This window comes from Maribacter sp. 1_2014MBL_MicDiv, from assembly GCF_001865655.1.
Taxonomy (GTDB): domain Bacteria; phylum Bacteroidota; class Bacteroidia; order Flavobacteriales; family Flavobacteriaceae; genus Maribacter; species Maribacter dokdonensis.
Genome location: NZ_CP011318.1, coordinates 2,003,097 through 2,015,217, shown reverse-complemented (window position 1 = coordinate 2,015,217; position 12,121 = coordinate 2,003,097). Strand labels below are relative to the sequence as shown.

Genomic DNA, 12,121 nt, shown 5'->3' with positions numbered 1-12,121 from the left:
TAAGCAATACAATGAAATTAAAGCGGGTTTAAAAAATATTGCAAATGGAATATTCATTATGAATATCCAAGGTTAAGAATAAGAAATTAAATGTTGTGAAGTTAGAGTTTAATGCATTTGTACAAAATGCCAACAACGAACAACGAACAACGAACAACGAACAACTAAAAAATGGCTACAAAATCATTAAAAGCAAAAGGAAACGATTTAGCAGTTTCCAATAAGCAGTTAGAAATATTGAACGGAGGCATATTTGCTGATGGAGAGCTTCCTTATTTTAAAGACAAAATCGCAGATATTGGGCATTTTCCATTACGCCCCAAGAAACTTGAGATCCTACAGATAAACGTAGGCTATATGTGCAATCAAGTCTGTGAACACTGTCATGTAGATGCTGGTCCAGATCGTAAAGAAATCATGACCCGTGAAACCATGCAGCAATGTATTGAGGTCATCAAAAACACGGGAGCACATACCTTAGACTTAACGGGCGGTGCACCAGAAATGAATCCTGATTTTAGATGGTTTGTTGAAGAAGCGGCAAAAGCCGGCATTAAAGATTTTATTGTTCGTTCTAACCTAACCATTATACGTGCCAACAAGAAATACTACGATTTACCAGATTTCTTTAAAAAGCACAATGTGCATGTAATATCCTCTATGCCGCACTATACCCGTGGAAAAACGGATAAACAAAGAGGAGACGGTGTTTTTGACAAATCGATAAAAGCATTGCAAGAATTGAACGAAAGGGGTTATGGCATGCCTGGCAGTAATCTAAAATTAGATTTAGTCTACAATCCGTCTGGCGCATATTTACCAGGAGATCAAGCTGCTATGGAGAAAGATTTCAAAAAAGCGCTTAAAGAAGTTTTTAATATTGACTTTCACAACCTATTTGCCATTACCAATTTACCCATTGCACGTTTCTTGGATTATTTGATCGCATCAGAAAATTATGAAGATTACATGTATGCATTGGTAGAAGCATACAATCCGTCTGCAGTGGCAAATGTAATGTGTACCAACACCATTTCCATTAGCTGGGACGGTTGGTTGTACGATTGTGACTTTAACCAAATGTTAGATTTAAAAGTAGCCAGTAAGGTAAAGCATATAAAAGATTATAATGAAGATATCTTAAACGATAGAAACATTATAATATCACAACATTGCTATGGCTGTACAGCGGGTGCCGGTAGTAGCTGCCAAGGTACCGTTGCTTAGTAACAATTACCGATAATAAATGAACCGTTCAGTGAATGCATTGAGCGGTTTTTCTTTTACAAACCTTTTTATTTTTATAGACCACAACCAACCAAGGAGTATGTTTATTAACGCTATAGTATTGTTTTTCAACTAAAAGGGTGTGTTTACCGAATAAAAATGCATCTCATCTATAAATTCCATTCAATTATATAAATCTCAAGTTCTATAAACAGACCATATGGTCTAAATACCCAAATCTCAGTATTATGAACAAGAGTTTAAAGCGCATGGCTACCATGCAACGTATGCAGACTACAGGATTAGAATTGTTCTATTCCCAAGGATATTATAATACAAGTATAGACGATATCCTAAAAAGACTAGACCTCTCTAAAGGTGCTTTTTATTATCATTTTGATTCTAAGGAAGATTTCTTTGTTCAAATCATACAGAATTTATTGGCCCGTAAAATTTACAGCACATTAATAGAGCCCATTGAAGGTCATGAGAACCCTTTAACGCTGATTACAAAATGTTTTGACGATGCTATGGAAACTGCCGTACATAATGAAATGGATTATGGTTTTATTCTAAGTAACTTCTTATCTGAATTCAATGGAAAGAACGAAGTCATCATGAAACATTTAAATGAAATTGTAACGGTTTGGGAAGTTAACTTGGTAACTACCTTACAAAAAGGAAAATTCAACGGTTTTTTGGACAGACATGTAGATTGCGAAGCCGCTGCAACCTTTTTAATGAGTTCTTATTTTGGAGTACGCACATTAATGACCAGCTCTGCTCCTGCTGCTAAAAAATACCGATTCATGTCTCAATTAAGACAATATTTTAAAAGTATAGAAGCAAAGGTTACCACACCTTAAATTGTAGGTTTTAAAATATCAACTATTTTCTGAACGATGGTTTCTGGTTTTATGGTTTCCATGACCTTATCATAACCTTCAGGGTACTTATTTCCATAAATAGAAGTTGGTATAGCAGGATACAGACTCCTGTCGGATAAAAGGGCATTTTCCTGGGGCTGATTAAAAGGTGAGAAACCAGCATAAGGGTGGGTAACCCCCCAAATTGTTACGGTTGGCACAGCATACATGGCAGCTAAATGAGCGTTACCGCTATCCATGGCCAGCATAAGGTCAAGATTGGATATGAAGCCGAGTTCCTCTGAAAATGATAGCTTTCCCGCAGCGCTAATACAATTTTTAAACTGTTTTTCCCATGAAGCAAGAATTTCTATTTCGCTGATACCACCGCCAAATAACACCAGTTTATAGCTCTCTGAACGATCCAATTGTAAAACCACTTTTTTCATTAAGTCTAAAGGATACATTTTTCCTTTAAAAGCAGCAAAAGGGGCTATACCTATAACTTTCCGGGTATGGTTTTCAAGCAAAGTGGCAAAATCGTAAGACATGGGCTTTTTAGACCTGGTCTCCATTTCGTTTTTACCAATGGGATAGCCCAGTTTGCCGAATACATCGGCATATCTTTCAAAAGTGGATCTCAATGGCTTAAAAACATCTCTATCGGCATTTATCAAAGCTTTCTTTTCTGCCCTACCCTTGTCCAATTGCACAAATGGAATACCTGATAACCTAAAAAATTGTTTTAGTATTGAACTTCGTAAAACATTATGAATATCCGCAACGGCATCAATCTGCAATAATTGTAACTCTCTGTATAATCTCCAAAGACCTAAAATTCCTTTATGCCTACCTTTTACATCTGCCTTAAAAACTGAAACATTAGCTATATTATGGAATATAGGAGCAGTAAATGCTTTTGTTAGAACAGTGATTTTTACCTGAGGATATTTTTTAACAATACCTGTGATAACAGGAACCGACATAGCAACATCTCCCATAGCGGAGAGTCGGATGACCAAAATGTGTTTATGACTATTTATTGCCACGAAGGATGGGGTTTAGTTCCTCATCATTATACATCTTCATTTGTTTATAGACCTTCATATACTTAATGCCACTTTCAATGTCAGCAAGTAACTGGTCTATAGCTTGTGAAAGATCACTTTTTTGTTCCAACAAAACTTCTAACTTGACCTGACATTTTTCTCTATGTGCAAAAGCAGCATCTGACCTAGTTGCTTCTTCTTTCATGTGATAGATCTTTAATGCCAATATGGACAATCTATCTATTGCCCAAGCCGGACTCTCTGTATTGATAGTAGCGTTCGGCTTAACTTCTACCGATTGGTATTTTTTTAAGAAATAACTATCTATAAATTCTACCAAATCTGTTCTATCTTGATTGCTGGCATCAATTTTACGTTTTAAAACCAGGGCATCTGTAGGATTAATGTCCGGATTTCTAATGATATCCTCATAATGCCATTGAACCGTATCGATCCAATTTTTTCTATATAATAAATGCTCAATTTCCTCCTTGGAATAAGGGTTTTCAAAACTTTGGTAAACATCATCTTTTACATGATATTTTTCAATACTGTCATTAAAAATTTTAAACGCGAATTCGCTAAACATATGAGCCTTTTTTACAAAGATAAAGTTTATAGTTGTAACCTATAATTTGACCAGATAGACTATTAACGGAACTACAATGCTAGAAATGATTACAAGCTCTAAAAACTTAGGTTTTTTAATAGATTGAAGATAATTTACAATAAAGATAACCGATGGGAAAAAAGTTATTATGACCGCATTGTTGTTTTCTGAGGTCACTAAAATATTCACTACCAGACCAATGATAAATGAAAATGCAATTAACCTCATAACAATAACCTTACCAACACCAGATTTACCTAGGTGAATAAATGCAGAAAATGCCATTGCCATATTCAATAGAGCATAAAGCGTCATTTTTAAGCTGGTCCACCATTTTATTGGAAAAATGGCATCATAATCAATTGCAAAATCATAATGCTCAGCTATAAAATTAGGCTTATCAAGAAGTAAGACAACTCCATAAAGAATCATAAAAAAACAAAAACCAACAGATAAAATTACCATCCAATTTCTAATATTCTTAGGCTCATAGATATAAATTGCCGCAAATACTAAAAGCAAATATAGCAGTGCCCATTCGTAAAAGACACTTGAAATACAGATCCATAGACCTGCATCAAAAATCTTTAGCTTAATATTCTTCAAGGATTTAATACTCAGCAAACGCCTCATGGCCAATAGAAGAAAAAAACTGGTTAAAATAGCCTTACTATCACCCAAAGTTTCTGGAAAGACCACAAAAAGTAACGTGAAAAATAATATGGCATAAGAATTCGTACCAGTAAGTTTATTGCGTTTTACAATGAAATCAACAACGAATACACTGAAAAGAAGAATGGCTAAAACACCTATAGATGGCATGATTTCCACTTCACTTATTTCAAAATCAAACAAGTAAAATTGAACCGACCAATAAAATAGAAACAAAAAAACCAGAAGAATTATGAAATTCACCGGTTTTGTTTTCTCAAAAATGCTTGAAATCATCTAAGCTTTTTATATTTTTGCTCGTAAATATAGTAATAAGATGAAATCATTTTTTGAAGGTATCGCGGATTTGTTCGTAAATGTATTGTTTGCACCGTTGGATTTTTTGCGTTTTACTGATAGTTGGGCATTAGCAAATATTCTTAATTGGATATTTATGCTAATAGGTTCTGTAGCATTTGTGTATTGGATGCTAGAGTTGAAAAAATACAATGAAAAGGGAGAAGAAGACAAGTCAAGTACTTCTCACTCTTACCTATAAATAAAGTATATTTATTTCATCGGATTTTATAAATTTAAATCCGATGAAATAAATAATTGTTAAAGATCAAACCCAAGATCTTTTCTATAGTTCATACCTTCAAAGGAAAGCTTCGCTACATTTTCGTAAGACTTAGATAGTGCAGTTTTAAAATCACTTCCAAAAGAAGTTATTGCCATTACCCGACCACCATTAGTTACGACCTTACCATCTTTAAGCGTAGTACCGGCGTGAAAAACCAAGGAATCTTCAATAGATTCAATACCAGAAATTTCTTTACCTTTCTCGTAAGACCCTGGATAACCACCGGAAACGGTCATAACCGTTGTAGCGGTTCTTTCATCCAATTGTAATTCTATGTCAGCTAGTTTCTGATCGGCTACGGCCTTTAATAAATCGACCATATCATTTTGAATACGTGGCAATACCACCTCTGTCTCAGGATCTCCCATTCTAACGTTGTATTCAATAACCTTAGGGTCATCTCCAACTTTTATAAGACCTATGAAGATAAAACCCTTGTACGGCATATTGTCCTTTTTAAGCCCCTCTACGGTAGGTTTTACAATTCGCTGCTCTATCTTGTCCATAAAAGCTTTATTAGCGAAAGGAACAGGGGAAATAGCTCCCATACCGCCCGTATTCAATCCGGTATCACCCTCTCCTATTCTTTTATAGTCTTTTGCAGTAGGTAACACTTTATACGAATCGCCATCTGTAAGCACAAAAACACTTAACTCAATTCCGTCTAGAAACTCCTCTATAACTACAGTAGCACTTGCTGAGCCAAACTTTTTGTCTACCAACATAGATTTAAGTTCATTTTTGGCATCATCAAGATCATTTAAAATAACTACACCTTTACCAGCGGCAAGTCCGTCAGCTTTTAATACATAAGGAGGATTAAGCTGTTCTAAAAATTTGAATCCGCCTTTAACTGTTTCTGAAGTAAAACTTTTATACTGAGCGGTAGGAATTTGATGGCGCATCATAAATTCTTTGGCGAATTCTTTACTACCCTCTAAAGTAGCCGCCAACTTTTCCGGTCCAATTACAGCAATATTTTTTAAATCGTTATCACCTAAAAAGAAGTCATGGATTCCATTAACCAGAGGATCCTCTGGACCAACTACCACCAATTGAATATTTTCTTTTAAAACCAATATTTTGATTTCTTCAAAATCATTTACACCAATTGGTACATTCGTTGCGATTTTATTAGTTCCTGCATTTCCTGGCGCCACAAAAATTTTAAAAACTTTTTCACTTTGTGCTATTTTCCATGCGAATGTGTGCTCGCGACCTCCCGATCCTAATATTAAAATATTCATTTTATTAATAACCTTGTTTATTGTATAATTTATCTTGTTGTCGAAAAATCCCTATGTTCTTTCTTTTGTAACTCCTCTGTAGACAACGATTTGAAATAATCGTATACGATTTAGTACTTTTTATATTTTTTTAAAATGTTCAAGTTTATCATTCAAATTCCTCTTGAAAATAAAACAGTCGTTACGGTTTTAAATATAATTCTTAAATCGAGGGTTATCGAACGATTCTTAATATAATATAAATCATATTCCAACTTCTTTATAGAATCTTCAAGATTCTCTCCATACTTATATTTAACTTGAGCCCAACCTGTAATCCCTGGTTTAATGAGATGACGAGTGCCATAAAAAGGTACTAAAGAATTCAATTGATTAACAAATACCTTTCTTTCAGGTCGTGGTCCAATGAATTGCATATCACCCTTTATTACTGATAAAATCTGCGGGAGCTCATCTATTCGAAATATTCTCAATATTCTACCGAATGGAGTTATTCTAACATCATTCTTTACTGCCATCTTAGCCCCTTCCTTTTCAGCATTAACCACCATCGATCGAAACTTATAAATTTTAAATTCATTTCCGTGAAGACCAACACGTTTTTGGGTATAAAACAATGGTCCTTTGTTAAAAAAAACATTTAAGAAAAACACAAACGGAACGCATAACACTAAGAGAAAACCTACAATAAGCGAAAGAATTAAATTAACTAAAAAACTAAATATGGTATGTAAATATCTAATCTTTCTATTTCTTAACTGTAATATTTCATAAAAACTATCATTGTGAGATTGTATAGGTAAGGCTTCGTAAATATTTTCATAAAATGATGTATATGAAATGACTTCTTTACCTCTTAATATTGAGCGTAAAAGAACTTTTTCCAGGTCTTTAGGGAATTCATTATAATTTTTTATGTTAATAATCCAAGAATCAACCTTTTCACTTGCTTGTAAAAAGGTCTTTTTTATTTCACTATGCTGATTTAAATTATATGATAATTTTACACGATAAAATGTTTCTTCATCATCACCATCAATCGCATAATTGATTTCTCTATAATCCTTTTCCGTCTCTTGATCATAAATTAGCAGCACATTTTTCACCGTTGGAATGACCCTAAAAACATTTGCAAAAAACAATCTCCACAAGGCAACTTCTATTGGTGTCAAAATTAGAAAAACCAATAAGGGTATGCGCCAAAAACTAGCGTCAAAAAATAGTACAGCAAAAAGAAATACTATGAAAACAAAAAAAGATGTAATATATAGTGCTTGAGTAACGACATACTTACGTCTTAAACGTTTATGAATATTATATAAATCTAATATGTAAGACAAAACAAAAAATGATATAACGCCGAAGGTAAATATTGCAAACTTCAGTTTAAAGGAAATGTATTTACTATCAATGGCATTATGAATAAATACATTTAAACTTGCTATTATAATCAGAAAGTCTCCTATTACTAAAATGAACTTACGCTCTAAAGAATTTAAAATTGATGGTCTAGGCATGAATATATAATTCTCTTGGACTTAATTAAATTGTTTAAGTGTTCGATGATTAAACATCTTTCTTTCTTTATCAAAAATCCAGCCCCATTTGTTAAAATATTTAATCATAGAAGTTACATGATAATACAACAATTTTTTGTTTTTATAGGAACCTTTTCCATGTTCATGAACTATAGTTACTTCAGGAAAAAATAAGGTTTTATAGTATTTATGAATTCTTCTAGTAAGATCGATATCCTCTGGATACATAAAAAACCTGTCATCAAAGCCCTTAACTTTTTCAAGTGCATCCCCACTAATAAACATAAAGCATCCTGAAAGATAGGGTACGTTAATAATCCTATTATAATCAAAAAATTGTAGTTCATACCTATAATTCATTCTATCTTGAATAAATTTAATAGGAACAAACCTTCTTACTATTAAGTTAATTGGATTTGGCAACAATTTTGCAGAATACTGATTTGAACCATCCACATTAAGCACTTTAGGACACAACAAACCAACATCATTTCTTTTTGACATAAAATCATATATTGATTCTAAAATTTCAGCCTTAAATTCTACATCTGCGTTTAAAACTAAATGAAATTTAGAGCTTTTATTAGGAGATTCTAAAGCAACATTATGTCCCCCTCCATATCCTAAATTTTTTCCATTAAAAATGTATTCAAGATAATTTTGTTTAGGAATTTGATTTTCTAATAATGGACTTGGAGAATTATCAATTAAGAATATTTGTATATTTAAATTTGACGCTGATACTATATTCAATACATTTTCTATATCACTTAATTTAGATTTAAATAATACAATAGAAACCGAAATATCAAATACCATTTTGTTTGTTTTAAGTTGATTTATACTATTGAAATCCTTATTTCTATTTTAATCGAAAAATCCGCTTTAAGATCTTTACAACTAATAACAATCTAATCGTAAACATTTTATATTTAGAATTTTCACTCTTCTCTCCTGTTAAAGAAGCATTTTTACCATGGCGACGGTAATATATTAATGGTTCCTCCTCAAAATATGTGCTTCCAATTATTTCTGCAATTAGACCAATCCAAATATCATGCATGGGCAATTCTTTTGGAAAAGGCAAGGCTTTATCTAAAGTTGATTTTTTAAAAGCCATTGAAGCTCCAATAATATTTGATTTATATAAATTGTTAAAAAAACCTGTTTTACGTTTCGAATCCTTAAAAAAAAGATTTGCATTACTAACATCACCATCTTTAAACACTAGAACATTAGAAAACACCATTGAATGCGTTTTAAGATGTGATAATATAATCTCAACTTTATTATCCATCCAAATGTCATCTTGATCTGACAAAAGCACAACATCTCCTGATGCATGTTTTAAAGCATTTTCAAAATTCAAAACAATATTTTTAAATTTTGAATAATATACTTTAATTCTACTATCCTTATAAGATTCTATTATTTTTAATGTGTTATCTGTAGAACCATCATCTGATATAATCAATTCATCATTAAAGTCAAGTTGTTGAAGTATAGAGTCTAATTGAGCTCTAAGATACTTTTCACCATTATATGTGGCCATACAAACCGAAACCTTCATGTATAAAATAATTTAGAAATGACAAACTTAACACAATAATGTTCTGTTACTTATTTATTAAAAGCGAATTCAGAAAAAAAACCCTGAAATAAATTACAAAAAAAATTATTTTCTTATATCTAATAGTTAGTTTCACTGCTCTAGCAATAACAATCATATGATATTGCAGTTTATCTAAAAAACTATGCTTTTCAATATTCAATGCTCCCTTACAAAAAAACTTAAATCTATTTATTTGACTGGAGACTGAAATATCATCATCTGAAAAATCTTGGAGACACTCTGCTTCAATTAAACAAAATTTGAAAAATTTTTTTCTGAATCGTTCTATAAATTGAAAATCACTAAAATCTAGTTTAACCTTGTTGTTATAGCCACCAGAATCAAAAAAAGCCTGTATACTAATTAACATTCCGCTGTTAACAGGTGCATATTCAGTTAAAGGATGTATTCCAGAATCAATTTTCTTTAAATGAAACCCACGTTTGAACCTATATTTAAAAGGTGAAAAAATTCGACCATCTCTTAACACTAATTTGGGTACAAACAAAAATATATTAGAGTGCTTTTTTATTGCCTTATCAAATTCATTTAATAAAGAATCTGGCAGTTTAGTGTCTTGATCCAAAACAAGAATCCATTTTTTTTCTTTCTCCTTAGCAAACTTTGCACCAGAATTATAGGCTTTACTTATTCCTGAGTTTTTTTCATCATGAGTATAATATATATTTAAATTATCATACGTTTTGATTTTCTGAGGAAATGGTGAATTATCATAAATATATACCGAAAGAGCTTCTCCATTCTTGTTCATCTTTAATATGGATTGAAAAGAATCTGACTCTTCTAGGTTATTTTTATACAAAACAACAATAACACATAATGACTCAATAAAATTGTTCATCTTTAATTAATTAAAAAATAGTTTTATTAAATCATAAAAGAATTATCAATGGCTAAAATAAAAATGATTGCTAAGCAAGAAAATATCAATTTAATGGATTAGAAAAACGCATCAATTTTTTTGGGTTAAAATCAACTTTTCTATGTTTAGAATTACTTGAGAAAACTGCGAATAAAAAACTAACCACATATAGTGGTCTAGCTGTTTTAAATGGAGATTCAATAATCATTAGCGTTATAAAGGCAAACCAGATAAGAAGCATAGTTTTGTTCTCGTGTTTTCGAAATTCGTTAAATAATAATAGCAAAACAAGAATAGCTAATAAAACCCCAATAACACCATTCTCCAATAAAAAAGTTAAAAATTGATTATGGGAATGGTTAATTGGCATTGGCACATTTACCCCAGATTTTATAATTGGAAGTTGTTCAGGCAGGAGTAAATTTGAAGTTCCCGTACCGTGTCCAACCCAGAAATTTTCTTTTGCTTTTAAAATAGACATCTCCCATAAATTTGCCCTAAAAGGGTCTATCTTTTGAATAACTACATGAATAAATCCAAAAATTAATAGATATAAAGGTATTAATATTAGTTCTAAAATTCCTTTTGAGATAAAATTTAGTAAGGTTATCATTACGCCCAATGCAAATGCAAATCTAGAACCCAAAAGCAATAAGCCAATCAACGTCAACAAAGAATAAAATATCAAATCAGATCTAAAAACTAATTTATTCTTCCCAAGGTCAAAAATAAATATTTGACCTATTAACATAAAGAATGAAATAAAGGTAGTATGGTCGTAAAAAACCCAATACAAAAGGTGATGGCTATTAGATTTCAAATTCAAAAAGAAATTTAAAAAATCAATATTATAATAGAAACCATCATAGCAAAAGAATAAGACACTATATGAAATAAGTATAGAATTGAAAACCATAAAAACTTTAATGAAAATTGTTTTTATTTCAATTAAACTATCTGAAAAATCAATAGCCGAAGAAATAACTGAGAATATTAAAAAAGCTATTGGTATTGCCAATTTTATTGATTGACCCTGCCCTAACAATACAAATGGGATTATAAAAAGAAAAACCAATAAACAATTCGTTTTGGTGTAATAGATTTTATTATCCTTAATTAGCGTTATTATCCCTAATAAAAGCAAGAGCAATGAAGCCATTGTAATCCATGCAGCTTTTAAAAGTATAACCGATATAAACAACCCAACTAATAACATTTTAAAATCACCTAATTTTACTTTTTCTTTAATCCATTCGTATACTGGCATAAACATTAAAACGACCCAAGGTAAAACCAGTAAAAAAACTCGTTGCCATTTTGGAATCATTAAATCATAACTAGAGACAAAAACAATATAGGGATCAAAAGGAGTTGCAGAAGTTTCTAAATAAAAAATCCCATTGTCCTGATCTATTGGGGAAATATTTTTAGAAAAACCAATTTTATCAGAAATTTGTAATGAACTAAAAGAAAATAACACTTCACTCGACTCTAAAAGTTGAATCTCATATATTTTGACTTTTGATAGTTTAGTATTTTCACCAAAATCTAACCTTATAAACTTTAATTGTTCACCTTTTATTAAGGTAAAGGGGATTTTTATATGATTAACCCCTCTGTTAACCATCACTTTAATTCTATTATTTTGTTGAAAACCATCTCCTGTATCTAAATATAGGTCCAAGCTACTATCTGTATTATAATATAATTGAACATGTAATTCATATTCAAGTTGTTGAAATTTAGAATGTTGATAATGACTTACTAAAAAATTTAGACTTATAGACAAAATCAT

At 31.4% G+C, this 12,121-nt stretch carries 12 protein-coding genes; 3 read left to right on the top strand and 9 right to left on the bottom strand.

Features of this window, described 5'->3' with window-relative positions; all coding sequences use genetic code 11:
• Positions 1 to 171 precede the first annotated feature (171 nt).
• Both arsS and YQ22_RS08440 read left to right on the top strand, forming a co-directional pair.
• A complete protein-coding gene (arsS, locus tag YQ22_RS08445; RefSeq protein ID WP_071340829.1) occupies positions 172 to 1,227 on the top strand; it encodes an arsenosugar biosynthesis radical SAM (seleno)protein ArsS in 1,056 nt (351 codons plus the stop codon).
• A gap of 248 nt (positions 1,228 to 1,475) precedes the next feature.
• The gene (locus YQ22_RS08440; RefSeq protein ID WP_058104546.1) at positions 1,476 to 2,093 is read left to right on the top strand and encodes a TetR/AcrR family transcriptional regulator; all 618 of its coding nucleotides are present in this window, start codon (positions 1,476 to 1,478) and stop codon (positions 2,091 to 2,093) included.
• On the opposite strand, the gene YQ22_RS08435 is transcribed toward YQ22_RS08440, so the two are convergent.
• Genes YQ22_RS08435 through YQ22_RS08425 form a run of 3 tightly spaced genes read right to left on the bottom strand, consistent with a single transcriptional unit; the run spans position 2,090 to position 4,700 of the window.
• Complete coding sequence (locus tag YQ22_RS08435; RefSeq protein WP_335626984.1) at positions 2,090 to 3,142, bottom strand: glycosyltransferase family 9 protein; 1,053 nt, start codon at positions 3,140 to 3,142, stop codon at positions 2,090 to 2,092. The two genes, YQ22_RS08440 and YQ22_RS08435, sit on opposite strands and share 4 nt — an antisense overlap.
• Positions 3,129 to 3,731, bottom strand: coding sequence for a DUF4254 domain-containing protein (locus YQ22_RS08430; protein WP_071340827.1), 603 nt, complete (start codon positions 3,729 to 3,731; stop codon positions 3,129 to 3,131). The genes YQ22_RS08435 and YQ22_RS08430 overlap by 14 nt, the downstream gene beginning before the upstream one ends.
• Before the next feature lie 39 nt (positions 3,732 to 3,770).
• Positions 3,771 to 4,700 (bottom strand): DUF6427 family protein, encoded by a 930-nt coding sequence (locus YQ22_RS08425; protein WP_071340826.1) that lies wholly within the window; start codon positions 4,698 to 4,700, stop codon positions 3,771 to 3,773.
• Between the two features lie 40 nt (positions 4,701 to 4,740).
• Here YQ22_RS08425 and YQ22_RS08420 point away from each other — a divergent pair, with 40 nt between their 5' ends.
• Entirely contained in the window at positions 4,741 to 4,962 is a 222-nt protein-coding gene (locus YQ22_RS08420; RefSeq protein ID WP_058104550.1) for a DUF6341 family protein, read from the top strand.
• A 59-nt stretch (positions 4,963 to 5,021) separates the two neighbouring features.
• Here the strand turns inward: YQ22_RS08420 and purD are convergent, their stop codons facing one another.
• The 6 genes from purD to YQ22_RS08390 form a co-directional block, all read right to left on the bottom strand.
• Positions 5,022 to 6,293: a phosphoribosylamine--glycine ligase gene (gene purD / locus YQ22_RS08415; RefSeq protein WP_071340825.1), complete on the bottom strand. Its 1,272-nt coding sequence runs from the start codon at positions 6,291 to 6,293 to the stop codon at positions 5,022 to 5,024.
• Positions 6,294 to 6,445: 152 nt separating this feature from the next.
• On the bottom strand, positions 6,446 to 7,810 hold the full coding sequence (locus YQ22_RS08410; protein WP_071340824.1) for a sugar transferase: 1,365 nt from the start codon (positions 7,808 to 7,810) through the stop codon (positions 6,446 to 6,448).
• 21 nt (positions 7,811 to 7,831) lie between these two features.
• Complete coding sequence (locus tag YQ22_RS08405; protein ID WP_071340823.1) at positions 7,832 to 8,650, bottom strand: glycosyltransferase; 819 nt, start codon at positions 8,648 to 8,650, stop codon at positions 7,832 to 7,834.
• 43 nt (positions 8,651 to 8,693) lie between these two features.
• Positions 8,694 to 9,401: a glycosyltransferase family 2 protein gene (locus YQ22_RS08400; protein WP_071340822.1), complete on the bottom strand. Its 708-nt coding sequence runs from the start codon at positions 9,399 to 9,401 to the stop codon at positions 8,694 to 8,696.
• Positions 9,402 to 9,447: 46 nt separating this feature from the next.
• Positions 9,448 to 10,305 (bottom strand): glycosyltransferase, encoded by an 858-nt coding sequence (locus YQ22_RS08395; protein ID WP_071340821.1) that lies wholly within the window; start codon positions 10,303 to 10,305, stop codon positions 9,448 to 9,450.
• Positions 10,306 to 10,390: 85 nt separating this feature from the next.
• Entirely contained in the window at positions 10,391 to 12,121 is a 1,731-nt protein-coding gene (locus YQ22_RS08390) for an O-antigen ligase family protein (protein ID WP_071340820.1), read from the bottom strand.